General features: G+C 58.2%; 18 protein-coding genes. 8 read left to right on the top strand and 10 right to left on the bottom strand.

Translation table 11 applies throughout. From position 1 onward, the window contains the following. Position 1 precedes the first annotated feature (1 nt). Both WNY39_RS04715 and WNY39_RS04710 read left to right on the top strand, forming a co-directional pair. Positions 2–469: a hypothetical protein gene (locus tag WNY39_RS04715; protein ID WP_342844501.1), complete on the top strand. Its 468-nt coding sequence runs from the start codon at positions 2–4 to the stop codon at positions 467–469. A gap of 276 nt (positions 470–745) precedes the next feature. Further along, on the top strand, positions 746–2,029 hold the full coding sequence (locus tag WNY39_RS04710) for a DUF3422 domain-containing protein (RefSeq protein ID WP_342844500.1): 1,284 nt from the start codon (positions 746–748) through the stop codon (positions 2,027–2,029). Positions 2,030–2,033: 4 nt separating this feature from the next. Here the strand turns inward: WNY39_RS04710 and WNY39_RS04705 are convergent, their stop codons facing one another. The 4 genes from WNY39_RS04705 to WNY39_RS04690 all read right to left on the bottom strand — a co-directional run bounded on the left by WNY39_RS04705 (position 2,034) and on the right by WNY39_RS04690 (position 7,263). After that, the gene (locus tag WNY39_RS04705) at positions 2,034–3,080 is read right to left on the bottom strand and encodes a YeeE/YedE family protein (RefSeq protein WP_342844499.1); all 1,047 of its coding nucleotides are present in this window, start codon (positions 3,078–3,080) and stop codon (positions 2,034–2,036) included. Between the two features lie 299 nt (positions 3,081–3,379). Continuing rightward, the gene (locus tag WNY39_RS04700; RefSeq protein ID WP_342844498.1) at positions 3,380–4,378 is read right to left on the bottom strand and encodes an ABC transporter permease; all 999 of its coding nucleotides are present in this window, start codon (positions 4,376–4,378) and stop codon (positions 3,380–3,382) included. After that, the gene (locus WNY39_RS04695) at positions 4,371–5,438 is read right to left on the bottom strand and encodes an ABC transporter permease (RefSeq protein WP_342844496.1); all 1,068 of its coding nucleotides are present in this window, start codon (positions 5,436–5,438) and stop codon (positions 4,371–4,373) included. Before WNY39_RS04695 ends, WNY39_RS04700 begins: the two co-directional genes overlap by 8 nt. A 103-nt stretch (positions 5,439–5,541) precedes the next feature. Next, the gene (locus WNY39_RS04690; protein WP_342844495.1) at positions 5,542–7,263 is read right to left on the bottom strand and encodes a peptide ABC transporter substrate-binding protein; all 1,722 of its coding nucleotides are present in this window, start codon (positions 7,261–7,263) and stop codon (positions 5,542–5,544) included. A gap of 324 nt (positions 7,264–7,587) precedes the next feature. Between WNY39_RS04690 and WNY39_RS04685 the strand changes: the two genes are divergently transcribed. The 5 genes from WNY39_RS04685 (at position 7,588) to WNY39_RS04665 (ending at position 14,466) form a co-directional block, all read left to right on the top strand. Then, positions 7,588–9,420, top strand: coding sequence for an ABC transporter ATP-binding protein (locus WNY39_RS04685; RefSeq protein WP_342844494.1), 1,833 nt, complete (start codon positions 7,588–7,590; stop codon positions 9,418–9,420). Between the two features lie 11 nt (positions 9,421–9,431). Beyond that, positions 9,432–10,592 carry an acetylornithine deacetylase gene (gene argE, locus WNY39_RS04680; RefSeq protein WP_342844492.1) on the top strand — a complete coding sequence of 387 codons (1,161 nt, stop codon included), beginning with the start codon at positions 9,432–9,434 and terminating at the stop codon, positions 10,590–10,592. Positions 10,593–10,722: 130 nt separating this feature from the next. After that, positions 10,723–12,069: an FAD-binding oxidoreductase gene (locus WNY39_RS04675; RefSeq protein WP_342844490.1), complete on the top strand. Its 1,347-nt coding sequence runs from the start codon at positions 10,723–10,725 to the stop codon at positions 12,067–12,069. Between the two features lie 19 nt (positions 12,070–12,088). Continuing rightward, a complete protein-coding gene (locus WNY39_RS04670; RefSeq protein ID WP_342844489.1) occupies positions 12,089–13,258 on the top strand; it encodes a M20 aminoacylase family protein in 1,170 nt (389 codons plus the stop codon). Positions 13,259–13,302: 44 nt separating this feature from the next. Beyond that, positions 13,303–14,466 (top strand): M20 aminoacylase family protein, encoded by a 1,164-nt coding sequence (locus tag WNY39_RS04665; RefSeq protein WP_342844488.1) that lies wholly within the window; start codon positions 13,303–13,305, stop codon positions 14,464–14,466. A gap of 21 nt (positions 14,467–14,487) precedes the next feature. Here the strand turns inward: WNY39_RS04665 and WNY39_RS04660 are convergent, their stop codons facing one another. The 3 genes from WNY39_RS04660 to moaA are packed head-to-tail and all read right to left on the bottom strand — an operon-like array spanning position 14,488 to position 17,802. Further along, a complete protein-coding gene (locus WNY39_RS04660; RefSeq protein WP_342844487.1) occupies positions 14,488–15,504 on the bottom strand; it encodes a glycosyltransferase family 4 protein in 1,017 nt (338 codons plus the stop codon). Then, positions 15,501–16,787, bottom strand: a complete 1,287-nt coding sequence (locus WNY39_RS04655; protein WP_342844486.1) for a 3-deoxy-D-manno-octulosonic acid transferase — start codon at positions 16,785–16,787, stop codon at positions 15,501–15,503. The genes WNY39_RS04660 and WNY39_RS04655 overlap by 4 nt, the downstream gene beginning before the upstream one ends. Positions 16,788–16,794: 7 nt before the next feature. Further along, positions 16,795–17,802, bottom strand: coding sequence for a GTP 3',8-cyclase MoaA (gene moaA, locus WNY39_RS04650; protein WP_342844485.1), 1,008 nt, complete (start codon positions 17,800–17,802; stop codon positions 16,795–16,797). A 212-nt stretch (positions 17,803–18,014) separates the two neighbouring features. On the opposite strand from moaA, the gene WNY39_RS04645 reads away from it, so the two are divergent. Continuing rightward, positions 18,015–18,398 carry a hypothetical protein gene (locus tag WNY39_RS04645; RefSeq protein ID WP_342844483.1) on the top strand — a complete coding sequence of 128 codons (384 nt, stop codon included), beginning with the start codon at positions 18,015–18,017 and terminating at the stop codon, positions 18,396–18,398. Between the two features lie 84 nt (positions 18,399–18,482). On the opposite strand, the gene WNY39_RS04640 is transcribed toward WNY39_RS04645, so the two are convergent. The 3 genes from WNY39_RS04640 to glmS are packed head-to-tail and all read right to left on the bottom strand — an operon-like array spanning position 18,483 to position 21,566. Beyond that, the gene (locus tag WNY39_RS04640; RefSeq protein WP_342844482.1) at positions 18,483–19,196 is read right to left on the bottom strand and encodes a DNA alkylation repair protein; all 714 of its coding nucleotides are present in this window, start codon (positions 19,194–19,196) and stop codon (positions 18,483–18,485) included. Continuing rightward, entirely contained in the window at positions 19,189–19,746 is a 558-nt protein-coding gene (locus tag WNY39_RS04635) for a pyridoxamine 5'-phosphate oxidase family protein (protein ID WP_342844481.1), read from the bottom strand. Before WNY39_RS04635 ends, WNY39_RS04640 begins: the two co-directional genes overlap by 8 nt. Then, the gene (gene glmS, locus WNY39_RS04630; protein WP_342844479.1) at positions 19,746–21,566 is read right to left on the bottom strand and encodes a glutamine--fructose-6-phosphate transaminase (isomerizing); all 1,821 of its coding nucleotides are present in this window, start codon (positions 21,564–21,566) and stop codon (positions 19,746–19,748) included. Before glmS ends, WNY39_RS04635 begins: the two co-directional genes overlap by 1 nt. Between the last annotated feature and the right edge of the window lie 2 nt (positions 21,567–21,568).

Raw genomic sequence — 21,568 nt, 5'->3', positions numbered from 1 at the left:
CATGACCCGCCTGATTACTGATGCCCCGCTGTGGGTTTGGCCCCTTTTTGTGTTGCTCTTGCTTGTCGGATTACGGGCGCGGCGTGACCGGGAGGTTCCGGTCTTTATGATCTATGCCTTACCCCTGTTGAGCATTCTTTCCCTCCGCTCGATCTATGTGACGGGGGCAAACGGCTGGGTATGGGGTATATTCATTGCGGCATCCGTTTTGGGGGCCATGGCGGGCCATAGGATGCAAGAAGGGTGGGTGCTGGCGCGCACAGGCCGCACGGTCCACCTTGCAGGAGAGAGCGTGACCCTGCTGGTGATCATGACGCTTTATTGGTCGAACTTCGCAGGGGGCGTTTTGCGTGATCTCGCGCCCGAAGTATACGCCAATGCGGGGTTCCACGCGGCGCTTTCAGTGGTGCTGGGGCTGTTCTCGGGCAGCTTTCTGGGGCGTGCTCTGCGGGTTTGGCGCATGCCCTAGGCGCGCCAGCTTTCGGTAAACCTTGGCGCTGCAAATCAACCACTGCCCGCCCCTCGTATCTGTCCATAGGACTGGCGAGGGGCAGGTTTTCGCGGTCACTTTGCCGGTAAGCTTACGGGCGGCGGCGTAAGTGGATGGTGGAAAAGCCATGCGAAGGACCGCTTGGTATTCCATCGTACACCGTAAGGCGCTGGAACCATTCAATGTTTTTCTGTCTTTTGCCGCTGATTGTTGTATCTTGGCCCCAATTACCGTTTTGACGGACAAGGACATGGAATGGCTGCGATCAAGGATCATCCCCTGCGCTATGCGCTCAACAGCGAATTACACGCACGCCCGTTCCCGTCGCTCAGCGCGCCGCAAGTCGCGGCCTATATCGCGCTGCGGCCCCCCGGTGATGCAGCGACCCGCGACCGGTCCGTTGATCTTGAGCATCTCACGGCGCTGCTGAAACACTACGGCGCGCCGCTGCCTGCGGAACACGCCACCCATTACTATGGCCCGATGGGGAAATATGCGCTGAAGTGGGAACAGCACACCGAATTTGTCACCTACACCGTGTTCTCCGACCAGATCGGGGATCGCCCCTTTGACCCCGTTGAATTCGATGTCTTTCCCGCTGAATGGCGCAGGGGCCTGAATGCTGAACGTATCACCTCGATCCTGCTGCGGTTGGTGGATCGGCCTGAAACCGACGATCAGGTCGCCGACGCCCTGCGCGACTGGTTCGTCCCGGAAAGCCTTGCTGTCGCCAATGTGCTGGACGATGCCGCCGTCGTCGCCAGCGATTTCCGCATCGATTCAGCCGGTCACATGCGCATGGCTGTCTTTGCCGCGCCCGAAACCGGGGAACGGCGTCTGGGTCGCATTGTCCAGCGGATGTGCGAGATTGAAACCTATAAATCCATGTCGATGCTCGGCTTTGCCAAGGTGCGTGATTTTGGTGGCCAGTTGAATGATCTGGATACGCAGTTGAACAACCTGATGGCGGGGATGCGGGCGTCGGATGCGATGGCCGAAGACACCTTGCACAAACTACTGGACATCTCGGTGCAGCTTGAAACCCTGTCTGCTGAAACCTCCTACCGTCTTGGCGCGACCGAGGCCTATCAGGCCATCGTCAACCAACGCATTTCTGCCCTGCGCGAGACGCGATTCATTTCGCGGCAAGGGTTTGATGAGTTTATGATGCGCCGCTACGAGCCCGCAATGCGCACGGTCAAATCATCCGAGACGCGGCTGCAATCCATGGCGGCCCGGGCCATCCGCGCGTCAGAACTGCTGCGTACACGGGTTGATGTGGAGCGATCTGCCCAGAACCAAGAGATATTGGCGAGCATGGACAAACGGTCTGACCTGCAACTGCGCTTGCAGCACACGGTCGAGGGGCTATCTGTGGTCGCGATCAGCTATTACGCCGTGTCGCTGGCCAGCTATATGCTCTATCCGCTGGCCGAACCCTTTGGCATCAGCAAGGGCATTTTAACGGCCCTCGCTGTGCCAGTTGTGGTCGTGTTGGTGTGGGGAATGTTGCGACGCTTGCGCCGCAAAATCCAATAGACGGTTAGCCGTGGGCCACACGGCCAGCAGGAGCCGAACGCAGGACGGCGTTCATGGCCAAGACGCCAACGCCGATCATCACGATCGCAAGAATGGCGGCCAGCGATAGCGTAGGGACACCAGACAGGCCCGCGCCCAAGGTACAGCCACCCGCAAGCACACCGCCGACGCCCATCAGCGCGGCACCCGCCATATAGCGGCCGGTCTGGGCGGGGCTTTCAAAGCTCTGCCAGCCGAACCCGCCAAAGCTCAGGCTTGCGATCAGCGCCCCAATCAAAACGCCCCCCACAAGGCCGACACCAAAACCGGCCGGTATCGCGCTGCTTGCAACGACCCAAAACAGGCCCTCGGCAGCGGGAGATGTGAAAGACAGGCTTTCCATCGCAATAGGGTCGAATTCGTCGAACAGGATAAACCCGGTCCCGACCCACGCCAGTGGCGCAAGCAGACCGATGATGGCGGCCATGATCAAAGTGCCAACACCATTGCCCGACCGCAGCGCATAGATCAGCGCAGGCACGGCAATCACAGCGGTCCACAGCCACGCACCACCGGGCAGGGCGGCAAGGCTGATGTTCTCCCCCATGTCGACGGTCATACGGCCCAAGGCAACGCGCATAGGGGCCAACACGCCTTTCAGCGTGGCATGGGCAACAATGGCAAAGACAACGACGACCAGCGCGGCACGCAGGTTACCTGAACCGGCCAGAATGGTCAGACGGGACACACAGCCACGGGTTAACACCATGCCCGCGCCAAAAATCAAACCACCAATTACAATGGCGGCAATCGGCAGCTCTGCGATCATAAAGCGATGCTCGGCGAAACTGATCCAACCCATCGAGACAGCTGTCTGCGTTCCAACAACGGCAAAGGCGAGGGCGGTCAACCAGACGCCCGCCGCTGAAACGCGGTCGTCGCCAATCAGGGAGCGGCGGAAGCAGAACTTGGTGATCTGGCCAAAGATGCCAAATAGCACACCGATGATGATGGCAAGCAGAACAGATGCCTGCTGTGGCGTGGTATTTTCAAAACCGAATGACTCAAACATCGCCTGTTCCTCTTGGAAATAGAATAATTTCCCAATTGGCGCGAAAAAACTTTAATATCAAGCAATTCATATATGTAATATCGCAGTGCAATCGGAATATTGTTCTACAAGTGACGCGATAAGTGGTCGTAATTCCCGAGCTGCAAGCAACTTGGACACCTACATTCCAGCAAACCGGCACCTCAGCCTGATACCATCCTTATTCACCAAAGGAAAAAGGGAGGACCAACATCCCCCCTTCACCCTTTCTTAAATACTCAAATCCACCATCAGCCCAGCAGACCCACGCGTGCCTCGGCTCACCGCCCCCGCAAACGCGGATCCAACGCGTCGCGCAAACCGTCGCCGAGATAGTTCACACTCAGCACCGTCAGCGAAATCGCGATGCCCGGCAACAAGACCCGCTCGGGGAATTCCTGCATCCGGCTGACCGCATCCGACAATAGCTTACCCCACGTGGGGAAGTCCGACGGGAAGCCCACACCCAGAAAGCTTAGCGCGCTTTCGGTGATGATCGCGGTGGCAAGACCCAAGGTCGCGGAGACCATGATGGGCGAGATGACGTTGGGCAGCAGGTGCCGGCGGATGATCTTGCCCGACCGTGTCCCGATGGATCGGGCGGCCAGAATGAATTCACGCTCTTTCAGTGCCAGAATATCGCCGCGTACGATCCGTGCGGTTTGCATCCACGACGTCAGGCCGATGATGCCCACGATCAGAATGAACATGCCACCTTCGGGGCCGAAACGGGAATTCAACGGCTGGCGGAACAGTGTCACGGCCAGCAATGTCAGCGGCAGGATCGGCAAGGACAGCACCAGATCGGTAAAACGCATCAGCCAGAAATCAAGCTTTTTGAAATAGCCCGAGATGACGCCAATTGCTGAACCGATGACCAGTGCCAGCGCCATCGCCAACCAGCCCACGGCCATCGACACCTGACCGCCTGCAATCATTTGCGCCATGATATCGCGGCCCAATTGGTCAGTGCCAAAGGGATGCGCCCAGCCGGCCTTGGCCTCGCTATCAAACAGCAGCTGATAGATGGGCCGCCAGTTCTTGTTGCGGATGTCCAGCGCCTTGGGGTCCACGTCCCACAGGAAGGGGCCGAAAATCACGGCCAGCGTAATGAACAGCAAAAAGCCGCCACCGAACACAGCGCCTTTGTGTTTGCGGAACTGCTGCCAGACGTCGATCCACTGGCTGCGCGGTGGTTTGGACGGTTCTTTGTCAACCAGCGCACCAAAGGTTTCGATGTCAGCCTCAACGGGGCTTGCGGGAATGGCTTGCTCAGTCATAGCGGATCCTTGGGTCAAGCAGGCCGTATAGAACATCGGCAATCAGGTTAAACAGAACGATGAGGATGGCGAAGATAAAGGTTAGGGTCATCACCATCGGCAGGTCATTGGCGAACAGGGCGGTCAGCAGCAGCTGGCCGATGCCGTTCACCTTGAACACGTTTTCGGTGATGATCGCGCCGCCGAAAATCGCGGGCATGCCAAGGGCAATCACGGTCACAACGGGGATCATCGAATTGCGCAGCACATGTACCAGCACGACCGAGGATTCTTTGAGCCCCTTTGCCCGCGCTGTACGCACGTAATCTTGGTTCAGGTTATCCAGCATGGCCCCGCGCATATAGCGGCTGATCTGGGCCGTGGTTTGCAGTGCCAGCACCATGACGGGCATGATCATCTGCATGAACTGCACCTTAAAGCTGGCCCAATCGGTAACCACATGGGTCGTGTCATAGATCGATGGCAACCAGCCCAGCGTCACCGAGAACACAACAATCAGCAGCGGGCCGGTAAAGAAGGGCGGGATCGAAAAGCCGACCATGGTGATGAATGTACCTGCCTGATCAAACAGCGAATAATGCCGGTAGGCGGAATAGATGCCGATCGGAATGGCGATCAGAATACCCACGATATAGCTTAGGCCCACAACCCACAGGGTCTGCGGCATCCGCTGGATTACGATATCCATGATCGGGCTGCGGGTCTGCCAGCTGATCGTGCGCTGCACAGGGCGCACGGCACCGCTGTCAGGGTCAATAAAGGTCGAGAAATTCGTATCCGGCAACCAGCCAAGCAGGAACGTTTCGCGCGTCGCCCAGTCAAGGAACACCTGCGGTTCAACCCAGAAGAACTGGATCAGCCACTTGTAGTATTGCACGTAGATCGGCTGACCAAGGCCAAGCGCCTCGCGCATCTTTTGTTTGACTTCGGGGGGCACGGTCAGCGGCACCTGCGCCATAGGGTCGCCAGGGGCCAGTTGGAGCAGCAGGAAGATAACCATACTGATGAACAAAAGCGTCGGGATCGACAATAGCAGTCGTCGAATGGTGAAAGTCAGCATGCGCGGCGCCTTTGCAGGTCAGTCTGTTGTAGATGTAGTCTTGGTTTTTTGGTCGGCACGAGAGAGGGGAGCGTAATACACGCTCCCCTCCAGAAGGAAAGTATTAATCCTTCATGCGGTACCAATCTGCGGCATTCCAAAGCTCGGAATCCCAAGTATTAAGCACAACGCCGCCCAAAGTGGTGGAGGCAGCGGATACACGGCCACGGTCAACCAGTGGAACGATTGTCATGGTTTCTTTGGTGATGATGTCGTTCAGGCGCTTGGCGATTTCGCCACGCTTGGACAATTCACCTGTGCGGGACAACTCGTCCAGCAGTGCATCATACTCTTCGTTACAGAAGCGGTTGATGTTCTCACCCTGCCATTGGCTGGATGGTTTTGGTTCGCCGCCACAACGGTAGGCCGACAGATATGACTGTGGGTCTGTGCCGTCAAAGTTGTTGGCGTACATTTCAACGTCCGCATAGAACTTTTGGAACGTGTCAGGCGAACCTGGGTCACCGCCAAAGAAGACCGACGCGTCAAGGTTGCGCAGTTCGACTTCGACACCGATTTGGTTCCACCAGTCTTTGATCAAAGCTTGGAAATCCTGACGGACAGCATTGGTCGAGGTTTGGTACAGAACCGACAGCTTAACGCCGTCTTTTTCACGGACACCGTCGCCATCGCTATCGGTGTAGCCTGCTTCGTCCAGCAGGGCCTTGGCACCTTCTAGGTCTTGCGTCAGGCATTCGGTGTTGTCGGATGCATAAAGCGCAGGAGCAGGAACAAGGTTACAGGTCGGACGACCCGCTTGGCCATAACCAACTTCAACCAGAAGTGGGCGGTCGATTGCCATGGAAAGCGCCTTGCGGACTTTGAAATCCGACAAGAACGGATGCGGGTGCATCACAGTCGAACGCTCGCCTTCGGGCAGGTCTGCCGACGGGTTGGTCATGTTCATCTCAAGACGCTCAACCAAGGTGCCGAATGCAGAGATAGGTACACCTTTGCCGCCTTCGGCCATTTTCGCCAGCACGTCAGGTGCCAGTTGCATGTTCCAAGCGTAATCGTATTCACCGGTTTCCATAACCGCACGACCCGCCGCTGTTGCGTCGCCGCCACCTTTGAAGGTCAGGGATGCAAATGCAGGTTTGTTAGGATCACGGTAGTTCGGGTTCGCAACCATCTGGATAACGTCGTTTGGACGGAAATCCGTAACCATGAACGGGCCAGTGCCGATCGGGTTAAAGTTGGCGTCGGTACATTCAGGTGCTTTTGCGCCCAAGCATTCTGCGAATTGTGCCGCTTGAATGATCGGGGATTGCGCACCCATGAATGGGCCGTATGGGTTTGGTTTGGCGTCGGTGAAGTTCACGGTCAGCGACAGTTCGTCGATGATGTCGATGCTTTCCACGCCGTCAAATTTGGATGCCTGTGCGCAGCCGCCTTCGGGGTGCATACAGTATTCAGCAGTGAACTTGACGTCCGCTGTTGTCACAGGTGTGCCATCGGACCACAGCAGGCCCTCTTGCAGCTTCCATGTGATGGATTTCAGGTCTGCCGAAACACCACCGTTTTCAACGGTCGGGATTTCAGTCGCCAGATATGGAACCAACGCGCCGTTTTCGTCGTACCGGCCCAAAGGTTCAATCACGAGGCTCGCGGCCTCGAGGTCCTTGGTACCGCCCGACAGATATGGCGTCATGATCGAAGGCGCTTGCCAATAGATGATCTTGACCTCGCCGTCGCGTCCGCGCTCGCCTTCGTGGGCGGCTGCGAATGCAGCGGGGGCAAGAGCCGTAAAGGCAACTGCACCCATCAAAAGGGTTTTCAACTTCATAACTTACTCCTTGTTGGGCACCGGTGATATCTTTGTTGGTGCCAGTCTTTTTGTTCGTCGGATGCCATTTTTTGACATGGCCGCGACTTTCTTATGATCGCGAAGGAAAGGTCAAGGGGACGAAACACAACTGTTCAATTAAATGTTCGTTACGGTTCGTCACATTGCGTTTCCTGTCGCGGGTGCCGCTATCGAAGCAGAATTTGCGCAAAATGCAAGCACTGAGAAAGCGCAAGCACGTGCGGGTCCTGTCCCGTTTGACACTGGGGGAAGAATGGTCTTAGCGTCTGCAGAACAATTACATCACCAGCGCTGGATACCCGAATGCTTGACGACAGCACATCTACACCAATTGCACAAATACAAGGGCTTAGGGTCGAATTTCAAACCCAAGACGGCCCTGTTTTGGGGGTCGAGAATGTCAGTTTTGACATCAATTCGGGTGAAACCGTTTGTGTGGTCGGCGAATCTGGTTCCGGAAAATCGGTATCGTCGCTGTCTTTGATGCGTTTGGTCGAATTTGGCGGCGGAAAAATTGCTGGTGGGCGCCTATTATTTGAGCGCAAGGACAAGCCGGCCGTCGACCTTGCGCAGACCGATCAGGACCTGATGCGTGAAATTCGCGGCAATGAAATCGGGATGATCTTTCAAGAGCCGATGACGGCGCTGAATCCCGTCTTTACCGTGGGCCGTCAACTGACCGAAGGCTTGCGTTTGCACAAGGGCATGACAAAGGCCGAGGCCGAAGCCCGCGCATTGGAACTGCTGACCCAGGTGCGCATTCCCCAGCCCGACCAGCGGCTTAAGCAATATCCCCATGAATTGTCCGGCGGCATGCGTCAGCGTGTCGTGATTGCGATGGCCTTGGCCTGTTCGCCGCGTTTGCTGATCGCTGATGAACCCACGACCGCGCTGGACGTGACCATTCAGGCCGAGATTTTGGCGCTGATCGACCGGCTGAAACGGGAGACTGGCACCGCCGTGATGTTCATCACCCACGACATGGCCGTTGTGGCGCAAATGGCCGACCGCGTGGTCGTGATGTTCCGCGGCAACAAGGTCGAAGAGGGCACCGTCGAGGAAATATTCGAGAACCCGCAGCACCCCTATACCAAGGCGTTGTTGGCCGCGGTTCCAAAGCTGGGTGAAATGACCGGCAAAGCCTATCCGGAGCCGATGAAGCTGTTGGGCAGCAAGGATAAAGAGATCAAGCCGATCAAAGGCACGACCGAAACCTTGCTGACCGTAAAAAACCTGACCACGCGCTTTCCGGTCAAGGGCGGATTTTTCCGCCGTACCATCGCCAATGTCCACGCTGTCGAAGACCTGTCATTCACCATCAACAAAGGCCAGACGCTAAGCCTTGTTGGCGAATCCGGTTGCGGTAAGTCCACTGCCGGCCGGTCGATCCTGCGTCTCGTTGAACCGCTCTCGGGCGAGATTGATATCGGCGGCAAGGATATCATGGCGCTCAATGCCCATGACCTGCGCGAAGCGCGGCTAGATATGCAGATGATCTTTCAAGATCCGTTTGCCTCGCTCAACCCGCAAATGCAGCTGTCCGATCAGGTCGCTGAACCGATCCACAACTACGGCACACTTAAAGGTGCAGACCTGACCAAACGGATCGAAATGCTGTTTGACCGGGTCGAATTGCCCCGCAGCTTTATGCGCCGTTTCCCCCATGAATTGTCTGGCGGCCAACGCCAGCGCGTGGCCATTGCCCGTGCTTTGGCCCTGAACCCCAAGCTGATTATCGCGGACGAGGCCGTATCCGCGCTGGATGTGTCTGTGCAGGCACAGGTCGTGAACCTGATGCTTGAACTGCAACAAGAACTGGAGCTGTCGTTCCTCTTTATCAGTCATGACATGGCCGTGGTGGAACGGGTCAGCCATCAGGTCGGTGTCATGTATTTGGGCCGCATTGTCGAGTTGGGGTCGCGTCAGCAGGTGTTTGAGAACCCGCAGCACCCCTATACCCAAGCGTTGATGAAGGCCGTGCCCATCGCCGACCCACGCAAGCGCAAAAAGGAAAGCGAGCTGAACTTCAAGCCGATCCCGTCGCCGATCCATCCGGTCAGCTACACGCCCGAACCCTCCGTCTACAAAACCGTATCCCCCGGCCATCAGGTGCTTTTGACTGATAGCGGATACTAAAGGATCGCCCCATGGCTGAACGTATGACCCCCTTTGCGCTGATGGAAAAGCTGATCAGCTTTCCTACGGTGTCCCGCGATACCAATATCCCGCTGATCGATTGGGTGGCCGATTATCTGGCCAGCCACGGCATCGAAAGCCACCGCTATATCGACCCCGATCAACCCAAACACGCGCTGTTTGCCCATGTCGGCCCTTGGGTCGAAGGGGCGGTGGTCTTGTCGGGCCACACCGACGTGGTGCCGGTCGATGGCCAGCCGTGGGACACAGACCCGTTTACCGTCGTTGAACGCGATGGCCGCTACTACGGGCGCGGTACTTGCGACATGAAAGGCTTTGACGCTCAGGCCATCTGGGCACTGGTCGAGGCTAAATACGCCGATATCAAACGCCCGCTCCAGATCGCGCTCAGCTTTGACGAAGAAATCGGCTGCACCGGCGCGCCCCCGATGATCCAAGCCATGCAACCCGTGCTGCCCAAGGGCGGCCTGGTGATCGTGGGCGAGCCGTCGATGATGCAGGCGGTCACAGGTCACAAGGGCGGCAGCGGCTTCAACACCCATGTGGTCGGGTTCGAGGTGCATTCATCGCTGATGCACACCGGCGTGAATGCGATCATGGCCGGGGCCAAGCTGATCGAATGGGCCAATGAAATGAACACCGAAAACTTCGCGCGCAAACCGTCCGAGCTTGCTGCGATGTTTGATCCGCCCTTTACCACTTGCCACGTAGGCCAGATTTCCGGCGGCACTGCCCATAATATCACGGCCAAGGATTGCTACTTTGCGATGGATTTCCGCGTCGTCCCGGGCGAGGATAAAGACGCGTGGGGCACCGCCTATCTGAAAAAGGTGCGTCAGGTCGAAAAGCAGATGCAAGAAGTCGTGCCCGAAACCTATATCGAAGTCACGCCGCGCTTTGACGTTCCCGCATTGCAGCCCGAAAAAGACGGGCTTGCCGAAACCTTCGTGCGCCAGATTACCGGTGACAATGCCAGTCACAAGGTCAGCTACGGCACGGAGGCCGGCCAATTCCAAGAAGCATGCTACAGCGCTGTGATTTGCGGTCCGGGCGACATCGCGCAGGCCCATCAACCAAATGAATATATCGAAGTCTCACAATTCGAGGCGGGGCATAAATTCATGCGAGACTTAATCGAACGTTTGAAATGACACAAAACGCCCCTCCCAAACCTTCCATTCCAAAAGGAAATAAACCCCGGGGGAGGGGCCGCAGCGCGGCACCGGGGGCTGGCCCCCAACCCGGCTCCCAAATTGGCCCCGTCACATATAGAACGCGCGCATGATGCACTTCCCCATCAATACTACGACCCCGATCACTTATCCCGGCCCGCACAGCACCCAAGCCGATTTTGTCGTTATCGGTGGCGGCGTGATTGGTGTCTGCACCGCCCTGTTTTTAGCGCGGGACGGCGGCAAAGTCATCCTGCTGGAAAAGGGCCGTATCGCGGGCGAACAATCCAGCCGCAACTGGGGCTGGATCAGGCAACAGGGCCGTGACCCGGACGAGATGCCAATTATGGCCGAGGCACAGCACCTCTGGCGCGAATTGGCAGGGCAAACCAACCTCGACATCGGTCTGCGCCAAGGTGGGATAACCTATTTTGCGGACAAACCCAGCCATGTCGCCGATTACGAAGAATGGCTGCCCCATGCGCGGGCCAATAACGTAGACAGCAAAATCCTGTCCTCTGCTCAGGTCAAGACCATGTTCCCCGGCATGTCGAAACCCGCGTTGGCCGCCCTGGTCACGCCGTCGGATATGCGTGCAGAACCATGGGTCGCCGTGCCCGCCTTGGCTGCCATTGCGGCGCGTGACGGGGTCGAGATCGTTGAAAACTGCGCCGTGCGCGCGCTCGATATCGCTGGCGGTCGTGTTGCTGGCGTGATCACAGAAACTGGCCGGATCAGCGCCCCACAGGTGGTGCTGGCTGGGGGCGCGTGGTCCTCAATGTTTTTGCGCAATCATGGGGTCAGCATCCCGCAGCTGTCGGTGCGTGAAAACGTGGCAGCCACTGAACCTTTGCCCGAAATTTATGCAGGTGCCGCCGCCACACGAAAAGTTGCGTTCAGACGGCGCGAGGATGGCGGCTATACGCTGGCCCCGCCCGGCGCGCCGGATCTGTTTATTGGCCCAGATGCCTTTCGCAGTTTCCCCCATTACCTGACCCAGCTTCGCGCTAATCCGTTTGGCCAAGTGTTGTACCCTTACGGACCCAAAGGTTTCCCAGACGCATGGGGTACCAAACGCCGTTGGCGCGGCGATGAAACCACCCCGTTCGAGGCCATGCGCATCCTGAACCCGGCCCCCAATATGCGCAAAATCAACCGTCTTTTGCGTAATTTCTCAGCACTCTTCCCCGATCTGCCGCCAGTTCGGCTCAAGGCTGCTTGGGCGGGTATGATTGATACAATGCCCGATATCGTGCCAGTCGTGGATCATGTGGCTAGTTTGCCCGGGTTAACCGTTGGCACGGGCATGTCAGGCCATGGGTTTGGCATCGGTCCGGGCATGGGGCGCGTCTTGGCTGCACTGGCCATGGGGCGCGATGTGGGGCATGATCTCACACGGTTCCGCCTGTCGCGCTTTAGCGATGGCAGCCCAATAGTTTTGGGCCCAAACGTTTAATTTTAGTACCGGAGTAACCATGCCGATCAAGAACCGCTTTGCCGAAACCCATGCCGATATCACCGCATGGCGCCGCCACCTGCACACGATCCCAGAGCTGCAGTTCGACCTGCCCAAGACCGCGGCCTTCGTGGCTGATAAACTGCGCAGCTTTGGCATCACCGACATCACCACAGGCATCGCGCAAACCGGTATCGTTGCGGTGATCGAAGGGAAAACAAACACGTCTGGCCGCACCATCGGGTTGCGCGCCGACATGGATGCGCTGCCTATATCCGAGGCAACGGGCCTTGAATACGCATCGACCCATCCGGGCAAGATGCATGCCTGTGGCCATGACGGCCACACGGCGATCCTGCTGGGCGCGGCGCAATATCTGGCTGAAACCCGCAATTTCGATGGCCGCGCGGTGCTGATCTTTCAACCCGCCGAAGAAGGCGGCGGTGGCGGCAATATCATGGTCCAAGAAGGCCTGATGGACCGCTGGTCGATTGACGAGGTATATGGCTTGCACAATATGCCCGACTATCCGGTCGGCGAATTTGCGATCCGCAGCGGTGCCTTGCTGGCCTCGGCGGATGAATTTGACATCACCGTCACAGGGCAGGGCGGTCACGCCGCCGCCCCGCACGAGGCGATTGATACCAACCTTGCCGCTGCTCATATCGTGGTGGCCCTGCAATCCATCGCCAGCCGCAATGTTGACCCGATGAAACAGGTGGTGGTGTCGGTGTGCACCCTGCGGTCCGACACCGACAGCCATAACGTTTTGCCGCAAACCGTACGGTTGCGCGGCACGGTGCGCACGCTGGATGCGGGCATTCGTGATCTGGCCCAAGAACGCCTAGAGGCGATTGTAACCCACACCGCCGCCGCCTATCAATGCAGCGCCGACATCACCTATGAACGCGGCTATCCCGTGACCGTCAATGCCGAAGATAACACCCATTTCGCCGCGGAAGCTGCCGAAAAAGTGACCCCTGGCGTGGACCGTGACACCCCGCCGATCATGGCGGGCGAGGATTTTTCCTATATGCTGAACCAGCGGCCGGGGGCCTATATCATGCTGGGCAATGGCGATGGTCCGACGGTCCATCACCCGATGTATAACTTTAACGACGATGCCATCCCCGCCGGTTGCAGCTGGTTTGCCGAGATGGTTGAAACACGATTGCCCAGCGTGGGCTGAACAGCCCCCGCATCACAGATAAAACCTCCCAAAAAGGACCTACAATGCCTGTTAAAAACCGCTTTGCGGAACTTCACGATGATATCACTGCGTGGCGACGTGATTTACACGAACATCCTGAGATTTTGTTTGAAACCCACCGCACATCCGCCACCGTCGCCGAAAAACTGCGTGCCTTTGGCTGTGATGAGGTCGTCGAGGGTATTGGCCGCACGGGCGTGGTTGGCGTGATCAAGGGCAATGTAACCAAGTCGGGCAAGGTGATTGGCCTGCGCGCCGATATGGACGCGCTGCCCATTCATGAACAAACCGGCGTTGAATATGCGTCGAAAACGCCGAACGCGATGCATGCCTGTGGCCATGATGGTCACACTGCGATGTTGCTGGGGGCCGCGCAATATCTGGCCGAAACCCGTAATTTTGACGGCACCGTCGTGGTGATTTTCCAACCTGCCGAAGAAGGCGGCGGCGGTGGGCGCGAGATGTGCAAAGACGGCATGATGGACCGTTGGGGCATCCAAGAAGTTTATGGCATGCACAACTGGCCGGGCATGCCAGCGGGCAGCTTCGCCATCCGTCCCGGCCCGTTTTTTGCCGCAACCGATCTGCTTGAGATCGAAGTCGAAGGTTTGGGCGGTCACGCTGCCAAGCCGCACGAGACCATTGATACCATGGTGGTTACCGCGCAAATGATCACCGCGCTGCAAACCATCGTCAGCCGTAATGCTGATCCGATTGGCAATATCGTGGTGTCGATCACCTCGATTGAATCGTCGTCCAAGGCGTTCAACGTGATCCCGCAGCGGGTTAATCTGCTGGGCACTGTCCGGACGTTGTCGAACGATCTGCGCGATCTGGCGGAAAAGCGTGTAAGCGAGATTTGCGAAGGCATCGCTGCGACATTCGGGGCGACGGCCAAGGTGAACTATATCCGCAACTATCCGGTGATGGTGAACCATGACGAACAAACCGAATTCGCCGCCGATGTGGCGCGCGGTATTTCCGGCCAATGTGACGAGGCCCCATTGGTGATGGGCGGCGAAGACTTTGCCTTTATGCTCGAAGAGCGTCCCGGCGCCTATATTCTGGTCGGCAATGGCGACACGGCGATGGTGCACCATCCGATGTATAACTTTAACGATGACGTTATTCCGGTCGGATGCAGCTGGTGGGCAGGTCTTGCTGAACAGCGGATGCCAATGAGCTAAATCAATCTTTGGGCGCGGGGGTTATCCTTGCGCCCAAATCATCTGATAGACCGCGTCGATCCCGTCAGCCTCGGCCTTGGCGCTGAAGTTTTCGATCACATGCGCGCGGGCAATATCGCCCATCGCGTCAACCTTGCCATCAAGAATAGTACGTGCGGCAGTTGCAGCGGCTTTCGGGGTGTCGACGATCATACCTGCGCGGCCTTCGTCACTAAAGCTGCGGTAATACCCTGCGTCATAGCCAATGAAGGGCACACCAGTCGCCATCGCCTCAAGCGGGACCATGCCATAACCCTCATATTGCGGTAGTTGTACGACCAGCGATAGGCCCCGCATCAGCGCGGGCAGGTCTTGGGCAGGGATTTCGCCGGGGAACAGGATGCGGTCGGTCAGACCAGCGGCATTCACCTGATCCTTGAGGGTTGCAAGAAACGCGCGATGTTCGCGGGTCGCTTTGCCTAAAACCAATGCAACCGCGCCGGGGTGGTCTGGCAGCAGATCAATCATCGCTTTAACAAAATGATCGGTGCCTTTTTCCGGGCGGATGCGGCCAATGGTGGCGATGCCAGTGGTGCCGCCGTACCCCAAGGTTTGCCACGCCTCTGCGCGATCTGGGGCAGGGTGAAACAGCGCGGTATCCACGCCGTGCGGCACCACGGCGCGGACATGGGGCACGAAATCAGCGGCTTTCTCAGTGGTCGCGATCACAGCATCCATGCGGCTGATCAACCAGCGGGGATAGGCAGAATGCCGGCGCTGCGCTGCCGAGGTGAAAACGATTTTGATCGGCAGGCGCAGAACGTCCCGCGCCCAAAGGGCGGCGCGCATCTCCGTGTTGCGCCGCACATGCCAAATTGCGCCGCCGGTGGATGCGGCGCGGGCTTGTTTCACGGTGATCGGATCAGGGCACCCGGGCAAGGGGCGGCCCACAAGCGCCAGATCATAACGATCCATCTGCGCGCGGATGACATTGGCTGCCGTTGCCGAAACGCCGGTGAAGTTCTTGTTAAAGTTGGTGACGAACAGCTTTCTTTTCATCCCGCGTCCAGCCCCAGAACAGACACAAGCCGCGCGGCGATCCCATCAAGCTGATCATCTTGCGCCGCGACAAAGCGTTTGGCGGCACCGGTCATCTTGGCTAAATCTTCAGGAGTCGACAGCAGCTTGGAAAGCGTTGCGGTCAGATCATCGCCATCTTCAACGAATTGCGCCGCCCCTTCGGTCTCAAGCTGGGCATAGGTTTCCGCAAAGGCCGAAACATGTGTGCCTGACAGAACCGCGGCACCTGCTTGGGCGACCTCGAACGGGTTATGCCCGCCGATGGGCAGCAGCGAGCCGCCCAAAAATACAATATCCGACATCGCATACCACAGGCCCAATTCGCCCAGCGTATCGGCTAAATAGACCTGCTCGCCGGGTGCGTCGCCGCGGCTGCGCCGGTTGCAGGTCAGGCCCGCCGCCGTCACCAACGCCTCTACAGCGTCGCCGCGTTCGGGGTGGCGCGGGGCAAGGATCAGACACAGGTCGGGGATTTCCTCTAACAACGCTTTATGCGCCTGCAAAACGGCGTCTTCTTCGCCGTCGTGTGTCGAGGACGCAACCCAGACCGGGCGATTCCCCAGTGCTGCGCGGGCGTCAAACAGCGCGTCTTCGTCCACGGGCAGGGGGCCCGCCATTGATTTCAGATTGATGCCCCGCGCAACACGGTCTGATGGGGCGTGCATGCTGACCATTTTATGGGCCATCGCATCGTTCTGGGTCAGGATCAGGTCGAAGACACCAAACAGATAGCGTGCCATCTTCGGATGCTTGCGCCATGTCTCGACCGATTTGTCGGACAGGCGCGCGTTGACCAGCGCCATTTTCGCGCCCGTCCCATGGGTCCGGCGCAGCATCTGTGGCCACAGTTCGCTTTCGACAAAGATCGCCGCATCAGGCTGCCAGTGACGCAAAAAACGCTTCAGCGGCCCGGGGGCATCAAGCGGGGCGAACTGGTGCTGGGTGCGCGGCGGCATGCGTTGGGCGACCAGCGTGGCAGAGGTGGCAGTGCCTGAGGTGATCAGAAACTGCGCGCGAGGCAAGATCAGCCCCATGCGTGTGATCAGCGCGAGCACCGACAGGCTTTCGCCCACGGATGCGGCGTGCAGCCAGATCAGCGGGCCTGATCCCTGACGGTCTTGGGTGGCATGGCCCAGCTTTTCATGGGCGCGGCGCACCGGCACGCCTTGCGCGCGCAGCTTGGCGGTTTGTGACCGCGCAAAGAACGGGACCAACCCCATGCTGGCGACGACCCATGCACGATAGAGAAAGGGGACGGACATGAGCCTGTCAGCCGCCTGTGTGGCTCATGTGGCGGGGCATTTGCCCGTCGAGCTTTTGGCGGGAATAATCGAAATCGTGGCCCTTGGGTTTCAGATTGATCGCCGCGCGAATGGCGTCTTTAAGCGGCGCGTCATCCTCAGGGTTATTGCGCAAGGGCGCGCGCAGATCGGCCACGTCTTCTTGACCCAGACACATGTATATCTCTCCGGTGCAGGTAATACGCACGCGGTTGCAGCTTTCGCAGAAATTATGGCTAAGCGGGGTGATGAAACCGATTTTCTGGCCCGTTTCCTCAAGCCGCACATAGCGGGCGGGGCCACCAGTGTTTTCCAGCAAATCTGTTACCGTATAGTTGTCTTCATAGGCGCTGCGCACATCTTTGAGCGACCAATACTGGCCCAGACGATCCTCGTTGCCCAAGTCGCCCATGGGCATGACTTCGATCCAGGTCAGGTCAATGCCGCGATCCGCACACCATGCGGTCATGCTGGGCAGTTCGGATTCGTTAAACCCTTTGAGCGCCACGGCGTTGATTTTGACGCGCAAACCCGCGGCCTGCGCCGCGTCAATGCCACGCAACACTTGGGGAAGACGACCCCATCGGGTGATGTCGGCGAATTTCTGATCATCCAGTGTATCAAGCGACACATTCACGCGCCGCACGCCCGCGGCATAGAGATCGGTCGCAAAGCGCTCCAGCTGACTGCCATTGGTGGTCAGGGTCAATTCCTTGAGCGTACCGGCGTCCAGATGACGGGTCATGCTGTCAAAGAAGGTCATGATGCCCTTGCGGACCAAAGGCTCACCGCCCGTGATACGTAGTTTTTGAACGCCGAGGTCAATGAAATTGGTGCACAGCCGGTCCAGTTCCTCAAGCGTGAGGAGTTCTTTCTTAGGCAGGAAATTCATATTCTCTGACATGCAATAGACGCAGCGAAAATCGCAGCGGTCCGTCACAGAGACACGCAGATAGGTGATCGCGCGGGCAAATGGGTCAATTAAAGGTGCATTCATACCCAATAGGTAAACATCGGCTCATCGCGGGGCAAGGGACAATAAGGTGATTGAAGCAGCACCAGTGGGCGGCTATCCAGCACCCTATGAAACATTGTCTTATTCTTTGTACGATTTGCCTGGGGCTTTCTGCCTGTGGAGCGACGACAGAACGGCTGGGTCTTGGATGGCCCCAGTCGGATAATACGGCTGCTTTGCCGGAGCCTTCGGAGGTGGATCAAGCAACGTATGATCCCGTAACATCCGCGCCGCGCCCCCCCGCAGCGGCCCGCACAGCCGAGACATTGGACACCACAACCGCCGAACAACGCGCCGCGGCTGTGGCTCCTGCGGCGGCTGGGGCGCGTGTGTTGGGAACAACCGTTGCGTCGCTGGGCAGTGCGACGGAGCCGGGGCTGTGGATCAAGACCCCCTTGGTTCAAAGCGAAATGCAGGGCCGGGTGACGAACCCCGCAACGGGTAAATCATCCACCGTGATGCTGATCCCGATCGAAGGGCCTGCCACGGCAGGAAGTCGCATGTCCCTTGCCGCATTGCGTTTGATTGGGGCGTCTTTGACGGATTTGACCAGCGTCGAGATCTCTACGTCAAATTAAGTGCGGCCGGAGCATGATTTCCGCGAGGGGCGGGGGGCCAGCCCCCCGGACCCCCCGGGATATTTATGAGCCAGAGAATGCGGGTTAGGCGTCGGGCGTGGTTTCAGTGTTTTCTGGTACAGCGGGCAGATAGCGCGAGGCTTCCTTGACCGCGTAGGGTTTCATGTGGTGGCTGTTTTCATCAATGAAGAGTTGTGCGCGGGCGGGGTCATGGCGGCTGAGGTCGCGCACCCACCAGGCGATGGCCTTTTGCATGATGCCGTTTTTGACGGGGAGATACCCTGCGGCCCAGCCCAAAATGTGGTCGCGCGCGGCCAGTTCCTCGGGCTTTGGATTGTTTTGCTTGGTCCAGGGCAGGGTCGCCACAAGGGCGGCGCGTTTGGTCCAGAGGTGATCCGACGTTGTCCAGTTCTCGACGGTGTCGAGACGGGAGGGATCGGCGATCAGACGTTTTTGGATCGCCATGCAAACGTGATCGGCTATGGCCCAGCTGTCAAAATCGGGCACCCAGCTTTGCAGCATTTTCCATGCGGCTTCGTCGTCGGGACGCAGCCGTGCTTGGGTCAGCAGTTTCGCGGCGGCGACGCGGGCCTCGAATATATCGGTTTGCCAAAGCGCATCGGCAAGGTTGATGCGATCCGCCAGCTCCAGCTCTGCCCGCCATGTTTTGGTCAGCTCGTTAATGTCCGGGTTGGTCACGCCCAGATAGGGGCGGTCAATCTTGTGATAGGCGTGCATCTGTTCAATGCGCGCCGGATCGGCAAGTGCGCTGAGTTGCGCCAGATAGGGCTCATGCATCGGGTGTGTCCTGAGTGATATATGTGGGCAAGCCGTCAATCGTGGTGTGATTGCGTTCGCCCCAATAGGTTTCAATCGCGCTTGCGCCTTTGTCGTCGGCCCATTTCTTGAGAACGTCGCGGTCGCCTGCGTGGTCGTAAAACGGCACGGCATAGCCGCAGCTTGTCTGAAGCATATCGACGTTCATGTCATAGATCTGCCGGGTGCCAAGGGCCGCTGGAAACAGATCTTGCAGGGATGCAAAATCAGCGTCGCGGGGGTGCAGGGCCCGTGCGGTGCCATAGGCGCGCATGATCATCGGGCGGGTCTCGAACCCGCACCACATCAATGTCATGCGGTTGACACGCGACAGATGTCCGGCGGTTTCATTTCCCGATCCCGTCATATTGCGCCAAATGATACGGTTCGGCCCCACCACGCGCAGGCTGTCCATCCCCTTGGGCGAGATGTTGACCCGCCCATCCCCGGCCGCCGTTCCGCAAAAGAACATGTGCTGCGCCTTGATGAAGTCGCGTTGATCATCGCTGATGTGGTCGAACTGCTTGGCCATTATTCGACTGTCACGGATTTTGCCAGGTTGCGTGGTTGGTCAACATCCGTGCCTTTGGCGATTGCCGTGTGATAGGCCAGCAATTGCGCGGGGATGGCATAAAGGATCGGTGCCAGCGCATCGGCGACGGGGGGCATTTCAATCTGCGCCCATGTGCCTTCGGCGGCCTCATCCAGCCCCTTGCGGTCAGAGATCAGAATGACCTTACCCTTGCGCGCCATGACCTCTTGCATGTTGCTGACGGTCTTGTCGAACAGGGTGTCCTTTGGGGCCATGACGACCACCGGGACGTTTTCATCAATAAGCGCGATGGGTCCGTGTTTAAGTTCACCTGATGCATAAGCTTCGGCGTGTATATAGCTAATTTCTTTTAGCTTTAATGCACCTTCTAGGGCGAGTGGGAACATCGCGCCGCGCCCCAAAAACAGCACGTCGCGGGCGGATGAGAGTTTTTGTGCAGCATCGCGGATCGTGTCGTTTTGTTCAAGCGCTGTGTTGATCAGCGAGGGCATCGAGCGCAGCGCGGACATGTGATCTGCCAACTGCTCTTGGGTTATGGTACCACGATCAAATGCCGCTTTTAGGGTCATCAAAAAGAGCACCGTAAGCTGACAGGTAAAGGCCTTGGTCGATGCCACGCCAACCTCGACCCCCGCGTGGATTGGCAAGGCCAGATCGCTTTCGCGTGCAATCGAGGATTCAGTGACATTGACGACCGACGCAATTTTATCTGCCTTGCCCTCACAATAGCGCAGGGCGGCGAGGGTATCGGCGGTTTCACCGGATTGGCTGACGAACATGGCCAGTGTGCGGCCCGGAATGGGGGGTTCGCGGTAGCGGAATTCAGAGGCGAAATCGACCTCGACCGGCAGGCGCGCGATTTGTTCGAACCAGTATTTCGCTGTCAGACAAGCGTAGTAGGCCGTGCCGCAGGCGACCATGGTGATGCGGTCAAACTTTGTGAAATCCAGACCGGGGTCGGGCAGCGAAATGGTGTTATCGGCACTTACATAGTGGCTCAGAGCTTCGCCAATAACGCTTGGCTGCTCCGCGATTTCCTTGGCCATAAAGTGTTTATGCCCAGCCTTGTCGACGCGGGTGCTGTCCAGGCTGATGGTTTTGACGGCGCGGTTTGCACGCGATCCATTTGCATCGAAAATCTCGACCGAGCTGCGCGTGAGGATCACGCGGTCGCCTTCCTCGAGATAAGTGATGCGGTTGGTCATCGGGGATAGGGCAATTGCATCGCTGCCCAAGAACATTTCGTTGTCGCCATGCCCGACAGCCAGCGGCGCACCTTTGCGCGCGCCGATCATCAGGTCTTCTTCGCCATCGAACAGGAACGCCAAGGCAAAGGCCCCTTGCAGGCGGCTTAGCGTCTTGGTTGCCGCGTCAACGGGGCTTAGCCCTTGGGACATGTGGTGTTGGGTCAGCAGGGCGACAGTTTCGGTGTCTGTTTCGGTGACGAATTTGGCACCAAGCTCGGACAGCTCGGCACGCAGTTCGCGGAAGTTTTCAATGATACCGTTGTGCACGACTGCGACCGGGCCAGCCTGATGCGGGTGGGCATTAGTGACAGAGGGCGCGCCGTGTGTGGCCCAGCGGGTGTGGCCAATGCCAGATTTGCCAGCCAGCGGTTCATGCACCAACAAATCCGAAAGGTTTACCAGCTTGCCCACCGCGCGGCGGCGGTCAAGGTGACCGTCATTAATCGTGGCAATACCGGCGCTGTCATAGCCGCGATATTCCAGACGTTTTAACGCTTCAACAAGGATGGGCGCAGCTTCATGCTGACCGAGGACCCCTACAATACCGCACATAA

The organism is Sulfitobacter sp. AS59 (assembly GCF_038899995.1).
Lineage (GTDB): Bacteria > Pseudomonadota > Alphaproteobacteria > Rhodobacterales > Rhodobacteraceae > Sulfitobacter.
The sequence above is the reverse complement of the archived record's forward strand: the minus strand, read 5'-3'. Positions and strand labels throughout refer to the sequence as shown.